Here is an 18,711-nt window from a genome sequence, read left to right on the forward strand (position 1 = left end):
GAAACAAAACAAGAGGCTATCTTTTTAAGATAGCCTCTTGTTATTTTAAATATATAACAAACTTACACTGTTATTTATCTCTCTTCTTTTTTATAAATCATAAAATCATCATAATAAACGGTAAAGGCATACCCCGAAGTAGGTACTGGTTGCAACCTCATAGATTTATTAAAAATATCACTAGATGCTGTAAACTCACCCGTTACAGACTCCCACGTATCTTGTACTGGAGCTACACCTACTGTTGCAAACCATCTTGGAGTTACCGCTGTACCTCCATCAGTACCGTCAAACCAAATTTTATCTCCTGCATTCGTACTCTCATCTAAAACAACCGAACCTGGTATATATCTTTTATAAGACACTACATAAGTCGCACCTGATTCATAAGATAAATCTGCCTGAGATTCTAAACGAGGTTTTTCATCAGTCATTTTAATACTTTGATTCCCTGCGAAAGCTTGTTCTGTAGAAAATTCTACAGTAGCTCCACTACCGCTAGCACCTTCTTTCCAATATTCATCTAAAGCACCTTCAAAACCACTATCTGTTAATAAATTTCCAAAATAAGGCTCAATCGTTATTGCTGTAAAATCAGAAAGTAAACCACCTCCTAAAGAAGCTATTTCTCCAGGACCTGTATAAGCAACCGTAATTACATCGTTTTGATACAATTTATCACTCATTGTTAATCTTAATATTTTAGCATCCGTTGCATCTACAGAGATACTGCTTATTGCAAAAGGAGCTCCATTTAAAGTAATATCAAAACCTGTTGTTGGATCGGTAGCATTGGTTATTGATGATGCATCTATTTCCTGATCAAAAGTAATTAGAATATCATCATTTGATGCTTCTACAATAGTTCCTTCTTGAACTACCGGTGTTGGAACATAAACATCGACCATTATATCTGTAAAAGATTGAAAAGGTCTTAAATCTAGTGAAGTTAAATCCTCATTTTCTACGTAAGATAAAGTAACTGTTTTAGTAGCATCTGCTGGAGTTAATGGATCTGTAAGCGTAATTTCAATTTTTGTTTGATTTGAACTAGATAAAGCTACCGAATTTATTGCCTTAGAAACCCCATCTACTTTTAAATCAAAACTATTTATCACTTCATTATCAAAAGCAGCAAATTTAGAACTACCTGTTAACTCAATCACATCTGTTGCACCTTCTACAATAGTTCCTTTTAATTCAAAGTTTTCATCTAAAGGTTCTACTTTAAAAATTACAGGAAACACGTAAGTATCTGTACTCGATTTAATCAATTCTGTTTTATCTCTTGTTGCTTTTAACTCTCCTTTAAAAACTCCTACAGCTTTTCCAAATGTTATAGTTGCCTCTGTTGTATTTGCCGATGCAACTGTAACTCTATCATCTATATTATCTGTAATAGTATAGATTTTCCAACTAGTAGTTGTTGGTCTTGCGTTGTTATCTGCTAATTCACCACTTAAATCTTTAAAAACTAATTTATCGTCAAACTGCAATCTAATGGTGTCTAGATTTTTATAATCTATTACATTATCACTCAAATCTCTAATTTCTGCTGCTGCAACAACAGTATCATACACATCTACTGGCAGTGTGTATTCATACACCCATTTATCATCTTTTTGAACTGTTTTTGTAATATCTAATACCGAGCTGTTAGTTGTACTATCCCAACCAATTGGAATTGTAAATTCTAAATACTCAGGGAATTCGTTATAAATTTTTATTTCCGTATTGCTATCCCCTTTCTTAAACAATACATGTACTGTTTGATCTGTAGAAACGGTATCTCCCGCATTGATAATATATTCATCATAATTATCTAATCCAGTAGGAATTGGTCCTTTTAAGAAATAAGCTCCTTTTGGAATTCTCCATTCATGATGGGTAGCTCCTGATGATAAATCCATGAAGGATACATATTGGTTTACTTCAGATTCTCTTGTTGCTGAAGCTCCAAAAGTTGTAGTATACATTAAGTCTGAAAATGTATTGGGTGCTTCATATTCATCTTCTCTACAACTAACAACTATTAGTGTTAAGAAGAAATATTTTAGTATGTTTTTAAAATTTTTCATTTTAGTATATTTTTAATTCTACAATTAATATTGTGAATATCTATTATTCTGTTGTGTTCCAGTTTAAGTTTGTGTCTACCTCTGCTTGTGGAATTGGGAAATACCCATGAGCATCTATTTGAAAATTTGTAGCTCCTAAAACAGCATCTTGAACTTCTATAGGTTGATTGGTAACTGATGTACCTGTATAGGTTGTAGGTTCTTCACCAGAAACTGTAATAAAACACTTATATCTATCTCCATGTTTTCCGTTTAAATTCTTATTAAAATGCCAGTAATCGTATCGGATAGAAGCAATGTGTTCTAACTGAGATTTAAACACTCCCCATCTTCTTAAATTCGCAACTCTACTTCCTTCTAATGCCAACTCTAAAGGTCTTTCAGTAAAACGTAAATGATCCATTAAATTAGTCAACGTAACTTCTTCTTCTCCATTAGAAGAATCAAAATCAATATCATCAACATACGTTGTTGTTGCATTTACATATTCTGCTCCTGCTTCTGTACTTTTCCCTAACAACAATAAATGAGAACGTTTTCTTACTCTATTAATATATCTTAATGCTTCTGCTAAATTTGCTTCTTCTATCATGCATTCTGCATACATTAAATACACATCTGCCAAGCGAATTACAGGCAAGTTTATATCTGATTTGTTATTAAACTCTGTAGATCTATCTTCTCCAGCTCCACTTCCTATGGTATTCCAGTGCGTAAACTTTTTAAATAAATTAGGTCTTGTTCTTGCCAATGGACTAACATCATCTGCGTTACCAAGTTCACCAGCAGGTACTCCATAGATTGGAGAATCTGGATCATCTACAGATACCATTGAAGTTCCCATACGCAAACTATAAGTTCTTAATCGATCTTCCGTTCCTGTTATCTCTCCGTTACTTGTATCATAAACATTTGCTCCTAAGTTCATGTTTTCAGGATCTGCAGGATCTACAGGATCATTTCTATATTGCAAAGTAAGCCAAGAACTAGGCTGAACATTTCCATTTGATAATTGATGAGTAACCTTATGTGACAATTCTTTTTCTCCATCTTCTACTAAGTTTAAATCTGTAGTATAGTTAACCTCAAAAATAGATTCAGAACTAAACTCATTTATTCCCGTAACACAATCCTCTATGTTTGGTACTAAAGCATATCCGTAATTATCTATTACATTTTTTAGATAAATTTTAGCTTCTCCAAAATTATTTTCCATTAAGTAACTTTTTCCTAACATAGCTTCACAAAACCCTCCTGTTACTCTACCTAAGTTATCTTTTCCTACATCTTCCCAAGCAGAATAAGTTGCTGGTAAATTTTCTAATCCAAATTGTAGATCTGCTCTGTAAAAATCTTTTACTGTTTGTGATGGTGACATTGCTTGTTGAAATTCATCAAAGTCTGCTGGAACAAAATCTAACAATGGAACCTCTCCATTATTATAGGTTGTACTTAATATATAATATAAATACCCTCTAATAGCTCTTGCTTGAGCAACAATTCTTAATCCTTCTTCTTCAATTTCATCTGTGTTAAAAGATGATTTTAACTCTTCGTAATTTACAATGACTTGATTGGCTCTAAAAATCCCCAAATACAAAGCATTCCATTGGTTTTCAATTTCTGTAGTTGTCAAATCAAAACTTTGTCCGTAGAAAGGATCAACCTCTCCAGAGTTTCTAAACGAATTTTTTACAGCAATATCTGTTCTAAAAAAATCAAAAAGAATACCCGAAATATTTTCATCTTTTAAGGCACTATATGTTGAGTTTAATCCGCTGTTTAAATCTGATGTGTTTTCCCAAAAACTAGCGGTAGTTAATGCATTGGGATCTGTTTGGTCCAAAAAGTCATCACTACATGCCTGAAATACAAATACAAGCAGTAATAATGGTGTCAATTTATTAATGATGTTATTTTTCATTCCTAAAACTATTTTTTTATTTTTTTTATGTGTAGTATCCATCTTCATCTGTTTTTAAATTAAAATTGAAGTTGTAAACCAGCCTTATACTGAGAGGATATAGGATAAGTTCCTCTATCAATACCTCTTGAACTAAGCCCGTTATTACCCACCTCTGGATCATATCCTGTATATTTTGTAAATGTAATTGGGTTTTGCGCTTGTACATAAAACCTTAATTTAGTAACCCCTAATGATGCGGTTATTTTTTTAGGCAACGAGTATCCAAGAGCTATATTTCTTAATCTTACAAAATCTCCATCTTCTAAAAAATAATCTGATCCTCCTCTGTATGATGCGTTATCACTTCTACCATTTGACCAAGGAATATCTGATGTTGGATTTGCTTCTGTCCAAGAATAATATAAATCTTGATGAACTCCTGACTGATAAGCATATGCTTTACTACCATTCATTACTTCTGCTCCAAAAGAACCATACCATTGCATAGAGAAATCAAAGTTTTTATAGTTTGCATTAAAGTTGAATCCCATTTCAAAATCTGGAGCTCCACTTCCCATATAAATCTTATCATCTTGGTTAATTACTCCATCTCCATTTTGATCTACATATCTTAACTCACCTAACTCTGCTGTTGGATCTATTTTTTGATATTCAACTAATTCTTCTTGAGTTTTTATAACTCCATCTGTTTCTCTTAAGAAAAATGCAGCTGCCTCATATCCCTCAGTAATTACAGAAACCAATTCGTCATTCCCTTTTGTAGAAATATAACTATTGTCTAAATAGATAATAGGGTTGTTAGGACTTGTTTTAGTAACTACGTTTTTATTTTGAGAATAAGTTAACGAGGTATTCCATGAAAAGTTATTTTTACCTCTATGTCTGTACTTAAAAGCGTATTCAAGACCTGTGTTTGTCATATTACCTACGTTTAAAACACTCTGACGATTTCCTCCAGATACTCCTGTTGATGGTGGATTTACCACATTAAACAATAAATCTTTTTTCTCACTTCTATAGTAATCGATAGATAAAGAAACTTTATTCTTTAAAAAACTCATATCGTATCCAAGGTTACGTTCTATAGAAGTTTCCCATTTTACGTTTTCATTTGCATATTGTTCTTGTGTAGTTCCTAAAGCAACTTGTTCAGAAGTTGAATTTAATTCTGTGTCTGAACTACCAAACACATAATCTTGACCTAAGTTTACAACTGCTTGATTACTATAAGCATTAAATCTATCGTTTCCTGTAGACCCATAACTAGCTCTTACTTTAAAAGCATTAACAACTGGCTTAATAGGATCCCAGAAAGCCTCATCAGATACATTCCATCCTAAAGACAAAGAAGGAAACCATCCCCATCTGTTTTCTTCACTAAACTGAGAAGACCCATCTCTACGAATACTTGCACTTAAAATATATTTCCCATCGTAGTTATATTGCAACCTCCCTAAATAACCAATTAAAGTTCTTACGTTATCTCTACCGTCAGACACTACTAAATCACTTGAAGTATACCCATCAAAAACAGTAATATCTGAGCTTGCATTGTCTTTCTTTTCTGCATAAAAATATTCACTTTCTGATTTTTGGATTGAATTTGCAACCATTAACTTGAAGTTATTCTTCCCTATTTTTTTGCTATAATTTGCAATCGCCTCAAAGGTCAATTTTGATGAATTTTGGATTGTTGTTCTGTTTGATGAAACATCCCAAGCATTAGGCTCTATTAAGTTACCCGCTTCATCATACAAATCAAATGTTGGAACAATTTTAACTGCTTTACTGTTCGCGTAAAAAGCTCCTCCTCTTACTGTTAATGTTAAATCATCTGTAGCTTCAAAATCTATCTGAGCATTTCCAGCTGTATTTAACCCATCAATATTTTCTACTGTTTTTAAACTTCTAACGGTTCCTCCTAAGTTTTTAGCAGAACTAGAAGTATCTCCTTCTTCTACAGCATTGTCTAACTGATCAATATCTAAGTCTATATCGGGTTGATAAGGTTTGTAATCATATATTTTAGTTAATAAATTACCATTAGGCTTTTCCTTTTCATCTTTCTTAAAAGTTAACCCTGTTGTTATCTTCCATCTATCTTTTGTAAACTTTGTATTCGCTCTAAGATTTAAACGTTGATAATTAGAATTAATCATAATCCCTTCTTGCTCATACAAGTTGGTATTAAAACTATACGTTAATCCTTTTTTACCTCCAGATATGTTTAAAGAGTGATTTTGGATAGAAGCTAAATCATTCAAAATAATCTTACTTAAATCTGTATTATTTGTTAACCAGCTAGCATTCCTATGAATATCCGCATCTACTTGTCCTTGTTCTTTATTAGATGTTTGAGCACCTAATAAGATATCTAAGTAAGTCATCTGTTCAGAACTCATTAAATCTACACCTGATGTGATTTTTTGAACACCATATTCTGAGTTTAAACGAATATTCATTTCACCTTCTTTACCTTGTTTTGTAGTTATTAAAATAACACCTCCTGCTCCACGTGTACCATAAATAGAAGCAGATGCAGCATCTTTTAACACATCAATAGATTCTATTTCACTAATACTTAATTGAGGATCCGCATCATATGGAATCCCATCTACTACATATAAAGGACTGTTTTGACCATCCATTACAGAGCTATATCCACGAATAACAATATTAGATTCAGACCCAGGCTCTCCAGAACTTGAGGTAACATTTACCCCCGCTATTTGACCTTGCATTGCAGCACCTATATCAGACGTTGTTGTTTTTTCTAACACTTCTGCATCTAATTTCACAACAGCTCCAGTTACTTCTTTTTTCTTTTGTGTTCCATAACCTACTACAATCACCTCGTCCAACTCTGTTGTATTGGTTTCTAGAGTTACATTAATCTGATTGCTATTAAAAACCTTCATTTCCTTTGTTTCGTAACCTAAGGATGTAAATACGATAATATCATCCTTTTTTGCTTTAATGATATAGTTTCCGTCAAAATCTGATATGGTAGCTTTCTTTGTTCCTTTTACAGTAATACTAACCCCTAAAAGAGGTTCGTTATTTTCTGAGGTAATAGCTCCGGTTATTTTACTTTGTTGCGCAAATAAGGTATTTGTTCCTAAAAGGAAGAGAAACATTATTGCCGCAAAAGATTTGAAAATAGATACTTTGTTTTTCAACAAAGCTTTTTCTTTTATTTCCTTATGCATTTGTATAAAGTTTAAGTTAGTTTAATACCTCAAATTTGGTAACATTTGGTTTCTAGTAAAGATTCATATGAGTAAAATCAAGATATATATGTTTAAACATCTGCATCAAAACCGCTAACAAATACTGATAAACTCAATAAAACCAAGGTTTCTTTACAATTTAACACATTAATTCATATGATTTTTAAATATATTTAACTATTCACATTAAACCTTTTTAAATTTTATACATCTCATCTCTTTTATAAGTTGATTGTAATTAGATAAAAACCTTATTTCAAAACAAAAACCCCTCAAGACATATGTCTTGAGGGGTTTTGTAATCGGTAAATATTTAGTAACTACTCTACGTGAGCATCAACAGCACCACCAATATTATTTTCTTTATAGCCTTCTAAAGTAATTTTATAAGCTACTCCGTATTCTGAAGGAACGTTTTTAGGTGCTTGAATCATCAGGCCTTCATTTGTTCTTTCCCATACGACCTTCTCAGAACTCCCTAACAATTCAATATTTTCAATTTTAGAGTTTAACACTCCTAATTGTTTTCCTAATGTTTTAATAATGGTTACAACTTCTGGAGTATCCATTACAATTGCATAGAATTCTTTCTCCGATTTTTTTGTAAAACGAATATCTTTATTTGTATATGCTATTTTTAGTTTTTCTACTTTATGACCTCCTTCTGGTAAACGTGTAGGTCCTTCTCCAAAAACAGTCCAAGGTCTAGTTCCATAAATTGATTCTCCGTTAATTTTCAACCATTCCCCCATATCTACCAACAAGTCTTTCATTACTTGCGGAATACTTCCATCAGGATTTGGCGGTACATTTAACAACATACATCCGTTTTTAGATACTATATCTGCTAATATATCTACCAACTCATTTGGTGTTTTGTATTTTACTCCTGGTCTAAAAAACCAAGCTCCTGGCGATGTATCGGTCAACCAAACATCGTGTTTAGGCTGGTTAGGTCTACCTCTTTCATAATCTTTAATTGCCATGTTTTCAGGAAATGTAGTTTCTTTATAACAAACAGCTACATCTTTTTTCCATTCTATTCCTTTGTTATAGTAATAGGCTAAAAACTTTTGTCTTGTTTTTTCATCCATATTTTCTAACCACCAGTCAAACCAAATTAAATCTGGCTGATACACATCGATAAATTCCTTTAATTTAGCCCACCATTCTTTATAGAATCGTTTGTCTGGAGTATCATTATCTAAAGAATGTGCACTTGTATATAAGTCGTAATCTTTAGGGTCTATACCTCCATATTTATGAGCTGGCCCAAAATATTTCCATGTAAAAGCATGATGAAAAGATCCCATAAATTTTAATCCTTTTCCTTCAATCTCTTTTTTCAAAGCTGCTGATGGATCAATTCCTCCATAATTCATAGAGTTCCATCTTGTAGATTTTGCATCCCACATAGCAAAATTATCATGGTGCATAGCAACTGGCCCGGCAAATTTAGCTCCCGAAGCCGCAAATAAATCTGCCCATTCTTTTGCATCAAACCCCGAAGTATCAAAATTTTCAATAAACTTCTTATATCCAAACTCACCAGGATCTCCAAACTGCTTTACCTGATGTGTAAAATTACTTGTTGGTTTTCCATTTTTGGTAGGTACTTTTTTACCATCTTCATACATTTTCATCCCATGCCAACCTGCATAAAACTTATCTGGATCTGTTCCTACAAATGCTTGTGAAACGGGTCCCCAGTGTGCATAAATTCCAAATTTAGCATCCTGAAACCAATCGGGTTCCTGATTCACTTTATTTAAAGACTCCCAATTAGCCTTAAACTTTTTTTGAGCTTGTACATTGCTAAATGCTAACGAACTGAATGCGGTAACAAACAATAGCCCTTTCTTCATTTTTTGATTCAACATATTTCTAACGATTATTTTTCTAGATTTTTAAATGTGTTTTCCTGTTGGTTCTTTTGTATCTCTGTAGTGATTGTATTTATCAAACAACTCTTTTACTTTTTCTTTGTATTTAGGATTGTTTATATGATTTCCAGATTCTTTTTCTCCAATATTCTCTTTTAAATTAAATAATGATACTGGAATTCTATTTTTCCATGTTTTGTCTTTTTTATCAAAATTGACAATCAATTTCCAATCCCCCTCAATAATAATTCCTTGTTTTCCTGCTCCTCCTTGTACAATTAAAAAAGAATGAATATCATCGCTCTTAGGATTTTTAAGAATTGGCAATAAGTTGTAAGAATCTACTGCTTGTCCTTTATCTATTTTTGTGTGGGTTATAGCCGCTAATGTTGCCATAATATCTAAACCTAAAGCAGGTTTATGAACTATATTATTTTTTAATTCTTTTGGCCAAGACACAATAAACGGAACTCTATGTCCTCCTTCATAAGGTTGGTTTTTTGCTCCTCTATATATATCACTTACTTTGTGTCCAGATTTTGCAGTATTTTTATCTACCAATAACCCTCCGTTGTCTGAAGTAAATACAAAAACCGTATTTTCATAAACTCCTTCTTTCTTTAATTGTTCTATCAACATCCCTACCTGTACATCTAATTCCTTAATCATATCCATGTGCTTAGACGGTGTAGTTCCTGCTATTTTAACACCATTTAACTCTTTACTTGGAGTATGTGGTTTGTGTACAGCTTGTGAACAGTAATACATAAAAAATGGTTTGCTTTTATTAGCATTCTTTTTAATAAAGCTCACTCCTTTGTTTGCTAACAAAGGGCCTATGTTGTGTGGGTCCCAATTAGAATCTCCCAAACCTTCATCTTTATCTAACTTTACATGTAACTTGGCCATTTTTTCTCTATTGATAACATCAATTTTAGAGTCTTTTTCTAAAGGCAACCATCTACTATTTTCATAAACAGCATAAGGAACATCTTGCACTCCTGCTGGTAGCGTAAAACTGTAATCAAATCCATTATAATTGGGTCCTCCTGCAACAATTTTAGTAATATCAACATCTAGTTCCATTGCTTTCCCCCTTCTTTCCTTATAAATTTTATTTGGATTTCCTTTTTCAGGAAAACTCATTCCTAAATGCCATTTACCAAAAAAACCTGTGTTATAATCTGCTTTTTGCATCAATCGTCCAAGTGTTAATTGATCTGAAGTAAATGCAGACGGAGCATAAGAACTCCAAATCCCCCAAGGTAACGGACTTTGATGACAACCATTCCCTGTCATAATTCCGTAACGAGAGGTTGCACATAATGCAGCTGGTGCATGCGCATTGGTAAACATTACTCCTCTTTGTGCTAACTTATCTATGTTAGGAGTTTCTAAAATAATATTGTTAGAATGTAATTTTCTATATTCCGATATGTCTCCTGTACCAATATCATCAGCTAAGACTACAATTACATTTGGGCGAGTATTTTTTTGAGCATTTAAGCACAATACCCCTCCTACTAAAACTACTACTAAGGTGATAAATTTATTCTTCATGTTACTTTTTAATTATTCTTTTGGTAAATATGGCCTCTTTATTTTGCACAGACAAAACATAGATTCCGTTTTTTAAATTAGACAAATCCACAAACTTCTCTGCTTTGTTTGTATGCATTAATAATGCTCCTTGCACATTATAAACTTTTACAAGATCTCCTAACTTTAACTCCTTTACTACTACCACACCATTTGTTGGATTTGGAGATACTGTTAATCCATCTACAAAAACTTCTTTTTCAAATTCTCCCTGACAATCAATATCTGTTGTTACCGTTACATTGTTAACTCCAGCTTTCAGCATCAATTCTATCTGGTTTTCCGAAGTAACTATTTGTTGATTGTTTAACTGAATTTTGTATGTTTTTCCACCTTTTAAATCTAAAATCATTGTTTTTTCTTGCTGATTGATTGTGGTAGCAACTTGTAAATTTTTAGGTTCTGATATTGAAACTACATAACATAAATCGTCTCCACCTTTAGGGGTTATGCACAAATCATAACTACCGGAAGCAATTCCATCAAACAATGTTGTATTGGTAAAAATTTTGGTACTATTATTTATACCATCTCCATTTAATACCGCTGTATATTCTAGATTTTGATTGGCTGTAATTTCAATTTTTCCGTTATTACTATCCGCACAAGATTCAGAAAAACTCTTTATATTAATGTTATCTATTGATAAAATTGTTGCGTTTGGATTAGGATCTAAAGCCATATACCAACCACTACCTCTTGTAGATGCATAGTATTTTCCAGGTACAGAATAATCAATTGCAATATCATTTACTCTATCTGCTTGCCCATTTCCTTTATTAAACTTTATCCAAGTAACACCTCCATCTTTAGACAAATAAGTTCCTGCATTTCTTAAATTCACTTTGGTGTTTGGCAACGTAGAAACCATTATTGTATTGGGATCATATTTAGCGACCTCTACACGATTTGTCCATGGATAATCAAATATTTTTGTCCAACTTATCATATCATCATCACTCACCCAAAGTCCACCCTCATTTTGATCTACATTTTTATATCCTGAGGTAATATATACTTTTCCATTCCCATCAAAATGAATGTCATTAATTCCTGAAGTTCCAGAAATAGAAGTTGTAGAGGCTACTTGTGTCCAATTATTTCCTTTGTCTGTTGATTTGTACAAACCTCCGTTAGCATCTATAACCGTTGCATACAATGTATTGGTATCCGTAGGGTCTATTTTTAAACGAGCTACATCTAAAGAACTTGGCAAACCATTATTCACCTCTTCCCAAGTTACACCTCCATCTATTGACCTGTGAACTCCCCAACTTTGTGCACTATCTCCTACCCATTCTAAATCAATAGATGATTTTGGCACACAGAAATACATATTATCTGGATTATTTTTATCTATTTGCAAACTTAACTGATGCACCGCTTGATCTCCACTTCCTGCTGGAGCTGGATCCCAAGGTTCTGGAATTGGAGTTCCTACAGATTGCCAATTAGCTCCTGCATCGGTAGTTTTATACAATTCTCCTCTACCAGCTTGTCTAAAAAAAGTTGCAAACCAAGTATTTTTATCCGTAGGATGTACTGCTACAGAACTTACAGAATGTTCTAACCGAACTCCCGAATTATTAAACACCAATTGCATGACTGATGCTCCTTGTGCTCCCGAACGAACGGCTTCACCTTGATTGTTAGTAATCCACAGACTGTTTTCTCCAGATGGGCAAAAAACTTTTTCTGGCCATAAAGCAGATTGATAAAATCCGTGACCAGGAACATTGCTATTTCCTGCACCCACCCAGCCTTTTAAATTTGAACCAGATTCATTTGCTTCTTCATCATCTATATCTACCCATGTATCTCCTTTATCGTAAGACACAAAACCAATTTTTGCCAACTGTGTAAACAATACAGAACCATCGGCATTAAACTTTACAAAATTACATCCTTTACGTTCGTAATCATCTCTATTTAACCAGTCTGATTTGTACTTAAATGTTAAATTGGTTCCTAATGGATTATCCCTACCTGTCCAAAAAGCATCATCATTTCCATTGTTCCAGTTTTCACCATTCCTAAATGTTACATACCAATTAGCACCTCCATCCTTACTTCTCCAAATTTGTCCTGGTTTAAAATTATTGTCTGATGCATTAGAATAATTATTTATTAAATACAAATTATTAGCATCGTTAGGGTCTACACTTATGGTATTAAAACGTTGGGTAATAGCTGTTGGTAAATCTGAATAAGTTGATTCCGCCTCTTCTCTACTACTTAAGCCAAAATAAAACTCAATCGTATTATAATACGATTCTTTGATTCCTTTATTTCCCGAAAAAGAAGTTAAATTTAAGACTAAATTATTGGTGATATTCACCCATGTTTCTCCCTTGTCTGTACTTTTAAAAACACCTCCTTTGTCATTTGTTACCGTATTCCCATCTGCTTTCCAAGTAATGTTATTTACAACATACAAAACCACATCATCTCCTGTTAAACTAGGATTATGATACAGCGTAAAAGAGCGAATCACATTATGGTTCATTCCATTCTGTTTTAGCACCCAATTAGCACCTCCATCTATACTTTTGTAAAAGCCATAATTGGTTCCTGCATATACAATATTGGCATCTATAGGGTCTACTAAAATAGTTTCTACCTCAGCATTGCTATTTATTCCGTTGTTTACCAAAGTCCAACTAGAACCGCCATTGGTTGTTTTCCATATTTTACCTTGACTGTTAGCATCTATATGATCTCCATGAGGTTGAGATTGTGGAAACTCAATTCTTCCGTAATCTCTCATTCTACCTGCTCCCAAATACCAAACAGCATCATTAGTAGGATCTGCTGCCACACAAGCCAAATATGCATCACCTCCTTGAGATTGAATACTGCTTACTCTTGCCCAAGTTTTTCCTTTGTTGGTAGTTTTAAACAAATCTCCTCTTAGCTTTCCTGTAGTAAACCCTAAATTATCGTTGCTTCTAGAAAAATCCATAGAATAGGTTTCTATAGGTCCTCTTTCACCACTTCTATAAGATGCCGCATCTTCGTTTAAGATAGTTTCATAGGTAAAACCTTTGTCTGTAGATCTATAAGAATTTCCCATATTAGGAGATGAATACACTACATTTTCATCAGTAGGATGTACAAAAAAAGAGGTGTTATTCCCACTCATTCCAGGTCCAAACTGCACCCATTTTATGGTTTCATCAGAAGTAATATCTTTTGATTTTATATCTACAAAAAAACCTGTTTCGGGTACAATTTCTTCTATCAAAAAATCATCAAAATAAAATTCCCCTGAACCATTATCATTAGGTCGTATTGAAAACAAAACATATCCTCCTATACTATTTTCATCTGCTGTAAAAGTGGTAGAATACTGTGTCCAACTAGCACTATTCAACATTATATTGATATGTCCTATTTTTGTTCCAGAACTATTAAAAATTTTAATATTAGGCTCGTTATTAGTTCCTAATTCTACCGCTTTGTAATAAAAAGAAATAGTATAAGAAACACCTTCTTTCCATTCTATATTTTTAGGGGTAACTAAGTTTCCTTTTTGAGAAGCATCATTAAATTTCATATGAAATCCTTTTGAACCTTGTCTTTTAGATTCTGAATTAATTTCATATGTAAGCATTGTATTCCCTGCACTAGATGTATCCCAATCTGTAGTAAAAGTATTTTCAAAACCACTCTGAAACACAATTTGTCCTTGAACAGCAGACACACATATAATCAGAAAAAAAACAATACTTTTTAACTTTGTTCTCATATTATAAGTTTTTAAAAGTGTTTACCTGTGTATACCTTACTATCTCTTGTTTGATTGTATTTTTTAAACAATGAAGTTACTCTTCTTTGATATTTTTTTACAGCAATTAAATTCTCTTGTTCATCTTCCGTTGGATTTGTTTTTAGGTTAAACAATGCTACTGGAGTTCGTGTTTTATTGGTTTTATCCTTTTTATCAAACTGAATAATCAATTTCCAATCTCCTTCTACAATTACAGCTTCTCTTCCAGATCCTCCCTGAACCAATACATTTGGTCTTGTATGTTTTTTCTCTTTTCCTGTTAAAACTGGAATTAAATTATACGAATCTAACGCCTCTTTTTCTGGAATTTTATATTCTGCTACCGCAGCAATTGTTGCTAAAATATCAGTCCCTAAAGTTAAATTGTTTACCGTTGATTTTGCTTTGATATGATTTGGCCAAATCGCTAAAAATGGAACCCTATGTCCTCCCTCGTATGGATCATTTTTCTTACCTCTATAAATATCACTTGGCTCGTGTCCTACATTCCAAGAATCAGAATCTATGTGTAAACCACCATTGTCTGATGTGAAAATAAACACTGTATTATCATAAACTCCTTGTTTTTTTAATTCCTTAACCAACATCCCCACCTGTACATCTAATTCTTTAATCATATCTATGTGTCTAGACGGTGTAGTTCCTGCTATTTTAACACCATCTAGTTCGGCAGCAGCCATGTGTGGTGTATGTACTGCCTGAGAGCAGTAATACATAAAAAATGGTTTGTCTTCTTTTGCTTTTTGCGAAATGAACTTAACCGCTTTATTTGCTAATAAAGGACCTATAGCGCTTGGGTTCCAATTAGAGTCTCCCAATCCTGGTTTTTTCTCCATTTCACCTCCAATTCTATTCATAAAAATTTTATCAATAAAAGCTATTTCTGAATTTTTCTTTAAAGGAAACCATTTTCCATTTTCATACGCAGCATAAGGTTCATTTTGAATTCCAGAAGGCAATGTAAATGAATAATCAAACTGATGAGATTTAGGACCTCCTTCTATAATTTTAGTAATATCTACATTGATGTTACTTTTATGCTGCAATTCATAAATTTCATTAGGATTGCTTTTTTTAGCAAAACTAGTTCCCATGTGCCATTTTCCAAAAAAGGCTGTATTGTAATCTGCAGCTTTCATAACTCTCCCCAAAGAAACTTGTTCTTTTGTAATTTCTGTAGGAGCATACCCAGACCAAACTCCCCAAGGTTTTGGACTACGATAATTGTTGTTCCCTGTCATAATAGAATAGCGCGAAGTTGCACATAAAGCTGCAGGTGCATGTGCATTGGTAAATGTAGCTCCTTGGTTAGCCAATTTATCAATATTTGGAGTTTCTAAAATAATTTTACCCTTGTGCATTTTTCTGTAATGTGAAATATCTCCTACCCCAATATCATCTGCCAACACAATGACCACGTTAGGTTTTTTATTTACTGATTTTTGTTGTGCATTTAACACACTACAAACCAACAATACTCCTCCTATAATTTTATTAAAATTTTTATTCATTTTTATTGCTTCTGATTATCACACTTACAAAAAAAAGAAATTAGTACCTAGAACCTTTGCACGTATGATACATTTTGTAATACATATGTGTATTTCAATAAAAATCCACATAGACTCCTACAAAACATAAAGCCCATGATAGTGATCATGGGCTTTATATATAGTTATTGTAAAACTATTTAAGGCTATATTTATTTAGTTGTAATACTTACAGTACTTCTTTTTAACCCCTTAGAATTAGCTGTTAATTTAATTTTTCCTGCTTTTTTAGTTGATTTTATAATAGCCAAACACATACCACTAAAAGCTTTTCTTTGCTTTGCTTGAAAAGGCTCTAAACTAATTTGGTTTCCGTTGTCTACCCCAACAATTTCACCTTCTCCTCTTAAAGAAAATTGCACTAAATTGTCTGCATCTGGACATAAGTTTCCGTTTTTATCTAACACTTTTACGGTTACATAAGAAAGATCAGAACCATCTGCTGCAATTTCTTTTCTGTCTACAGATAAGCTTACTTTTGCTGGTTTCCCTGCTGTAAAAATCTGTTCTTCTTTTACAATTTTTCCGTTTTTGTAACCAACTACTTTTATGTTTCCGGCTTGGTATGGAACTTCCCAAGACAAACGGTATTTAGATTGAAAAGAATCTCCTTCGTAGCGAGAGAATTTTACAATTAATTCTGTTAAATCTTTTCCTTTCACCTTTTTCCCCATAGACTTACCGTTTACAAATAATTCGGCAGCATCTAAATTGGTGTAACAGTATACAGGAATTGTTTCTCCTTCCATTCCTTTCCAATTCCAATGTGGCAACAAGTGAATCATTGGTTTTGTAGTCCAATGACTTTGATACAAATAGAATCTATCCTTAGGGAATCCACACATATCAACAGCTCCAAAATACGAAGCATGAGAAGGCCAGTGACCATTCCAATACCCGTTTGTAGAATTGTCTTTTCCTCCATATGGAGTTGGCTCTCCTAAATAATCAAAACCTGTCCAGATAAATTCTCCCATAATATTTGGGTTTTGTTCCTGAAAGTGGAATTCAACATCTGGTGGATATGCCCATGGTGGACCAATAATATCATAACTAGTTACATGTAAAGATTCATGTGTTTCGTATTTCTCAATAGGTAAGTGATAAATTCCTCTACTACTTGTACAGCTAGATGTTTCTGAACCATACAATGCCAATTGTGGATACGTTTCGTGAATGTATTTATATTTTGTTGGCTTGTAATTGATTCCTGCAATATCTGCTTGTTGCGCAAAGTTCATTTTATAAGGAGCCTCAAAATTATTCATTCCAAAGGTAGAAGGACGAGTAGGGTCCATTTCTACACAGTACTCGTGTAACATTTTAGCAACTTTCCATCCATTTTTCTTATCATGTTGTTCATGAATTTCATTTCCTGTACTCCACATAATAATAGATGGGTGATTACGATCTCTTTTGATCATATCTTTTAAATCTCTTTCAGCCCACTCTTCAAAAAAGACATTGTATCCGTTAGGTACTTTTTCAACTTTCCATGTATCAAAAGCTTCATCCAACACCAACAATCCTAATTCATCACACACTTCTAAAAACTCTCTAGACGGTGGATTGTGACTTGTTCTAATAGCATTCACTCCCATATTTTTCATAATCTGAAGCTTTCTTTCATCTGCTCTTTTGTATACTGCAGATCCTAAAGCTCCGTTATCATGATGCAAACAAACTCCATTAAAACGTACTTTTTTACCGTTTAAATAAAACCCATCTGTATCAAAAGAAATAGATCTTAATCCTATTTTAGAACTATAAGAATCTACTATTTTACCATTCTGTACAATTGTAGTTACCACTTCGTATAAATTAGGGCTATCAATATCCCAAATTTTAGGATTTTTAATATTTGTATACGTTGCAGATACTGCGGATGAATTTGCTGGAACCTCAATTTCATCATCTATAGAAGCAACTGTAATTCCTGCTGGAGAAACATAATCATGTTTTACAACAACCTTTGCTTTTTGATTGCTTTTATTTTCTACCGTAGTTTCATTTTGAACCACTCCTAACTTGTCAGAAACGGTTGGAGTTGCAATATAAGTACCCCATTGTCCAACATAAACAGGCTCATCAATTTTTAACCAAACAGATCTATACAAACCTGCTCCAGGATACCATCTAGAAGATAAATCTTTAGGTTCTAATCTTACTGCAATTACATTATTTTCGTTTCCAAACTTTAAATATTTAGAAATGTCAAATTCAAAACCAATGTATCCATAAGGTCTATTTCCTACAAACTGTCCATTTACCCATACATGAGCATCATACATTGCTCCTTCAAACTCTACTCTAACAACTTTTCCTTTTTTATCTGATGATAATTTGAAATTTTTACGATACCATCCTGTACCGTGAAAAGGCAAACCACCTGCACGAGCATTGTATTTTATATCAAAAGGTCCTTCTATAGCCCAATCATGTGGTAAATTTAATTCCCTCCATTTAGAATCGTCAAAATTTGGTTTTTCTGCACCTGGAGCTTTGTCATTAAAAAACGACCATGAGTCATTAAAATTGATATCCTGAGCTCTAGAATTTTGAATTCCTAATAAGCACAAAAACACCAGTACTGTTCGTAAAATGAGTTTTTTCATCTTGTCTGTTAAATAAATTAATTACTACTTGTTTTGCAA

Annotated in this window: 8 protein-coding genes; all 8 read right to left on the reverse strand. The window is 33.1% G+C overall.

Translation table 11 applies throughout. From position 1 onward, the window contains the following. Window positions 1–74 precede the first annotated feature (74 nt). Window positions 75–2,078, reverse strand: a complete 2,004-nt coding sequence (locus FHR24_RS11790) for a SwmB domain-containing protein (protein ID WP_167188902.1) — start codon at window positions 2,076–2,078, stop codon at window positions 75–77. Window positions 2,079–2,121: 43 nt separating this feature from the next. After that, window positions 2,122–4,044, reverse strand: a complete 1,923-nt coding sequence (locus FHR24_RS11795) for a RagB/SusD family nutrient uptake outer membrane protein (RefSeq protein ID WP_167188905.1) — start codon at window positions 4,042–4,044, stop codon at window positions 2,122–2,124. 17 nt (window positions 4,045–4,061) lie between these two features. Continuing rightward, window positions 4,062–7,214: a SusC/RagA family TonB-linked outer membrane protein gene (locus FHR24_RS11800; RefSeq protein ID WP_208412342.1), complete on the reverse strand. Its 3,153-nt coding sequence runs from the start codon at window positions 7,212–7,214 to the stop codon at window positions 4,062–4,064. 341 nt (window positions 7,215–7,555) lie between these two features. Beyond that, window positions 7,556–9,100, reverse strand: a complete 1,545-nt coding sequence (locus FHR24_RS11805; protein ID WP_167188908.1) for an alpha-L-fucosidase — start codon at window positions 9,098–9,100, stop codon at window positions 7,556–7,558. A 42-nt stretch (window positions 9,101–9,142) separates the two neighbouring features. Next, window positions 9,143–10,678: a sulfatase family protein gene (locus FHR24_RS11810; RefSeq protein WP_167188911.1), complete on the reverse strand. Its 1,536-nt coding sequence runs from the start codon at window positions 10,676–10,678 to the stop codon at window positions 9,143–9,145. Between the two features lies 1 nt (window position 10,679). Continuing rightward, window positions 10,680–14,465, reverse strand: coding sequence for a VPS10 domain-containing protein (locus FHR24_RS11815; RefSeq protein ID WP_167188914.1), 3,786 nt, complete (start codon window positions 14,463–14,465; stop codon window positions 10,680–10,682). A gap of 11 nt (window positions 14,466–14,476) precedes the next feature. After that, window positions 14,477–16,018 carry a sulfatase family protein gene (locus FHR24_RS11820; protein ID WP_167188917.1) on the reverse strand — a complete coding sequence of 514 codons (1,542 nt, stop codon included), beginning with the start codon at window positions 16,016–16,018 and terminating at the stop codon, window positions 14,477–14,479. A 191-nt stretch (window positions 16,019–16,209) separates the two neighbouring features. Next, window positions 16,210–18,672 carry a beta-galactosidase GalB gene (galB, locus tag FHR24_RS11825; RefSeq protein WP_167188922.1) on the reverse strand — a complete coding sequence of 821 codons (2,463 nt, stop codon included), beginning with the start codon at window positions 18,670–18,672 and terminating at the stop codon, window positions 16,210–16,212. Between the last annotated feature and the right edge of the window lie 39 nt (window positions 18,673–18,711).

The organism is Wenyingzhuangia heitensis, from assembly GCF_011762155.1.
GTDB classification, from domain to species: Bacteria; Bacteroidota; Bacteroidia; order Flavobacteriales; family Flavobacteriaceae; genus Wenyingzhuangia; species Wenyingzhuangia heitensis.

Bases quoted from the DNA above. Each gene is read 5' to 3' on its own strand.
- FHR24_RS11790 (WP_167188902.1), bottom strand. From the start codon at position 2,078: ATGAAAAATTTTAAAAACATACTAAAATATTTCTTCTTAACACTAATA.
- FHR24_RS11795 (WP_167188905.1), bottom strand. From the start codon at position 4,044: ATGGATACTACACATAAAAAAAATAAAAAAATAGTTTTAGGAATGAAA.
- FHR24_RS11800 (WP_208412342.1), bottom strand. From the start codon at position 7,214: ATGCATAAGGAAATAAAAGAAAAAGCTTTGTTGAAAAACAAAGTATCT.
- FHR24_RS11805 (WP_167188908.1), bottom strand. From the start codon at position 9,100: ATGAAGAAAGGGCTATTGTTTGTTACCGCATTCAGTTCGTTAGCATTT.
- FHR24_RS11810 (WP_167188911.1), bottom strand. From the start codon at position 10,678: ATGAAGAATAAATTTATCACCTTAGTAGTAGTTTTAGTAGGAGGGGTA.
- FHR24_RS11815 (WP_167188914.1), bottom strand. From the start codon at position 14,465: ATGAGAACAAAGTTAAAAAGTATTGTTTTTTTTCTGATTATATGTGTG.
- FHR24_RS11820 (WP_167188917.1), bottom strand. From the start codon at position 16,018: ATGAATAAAAATTTTAATAAAATTATAGGAGGAGTATTGTTGGTTTGT.
- galB (WP_167188922.1), bottom strand. From the start codon at position 18,672: ATGAAAAAACTCATTTTACGAACAGTACTGGTGTTTTTGTGCTTATTA.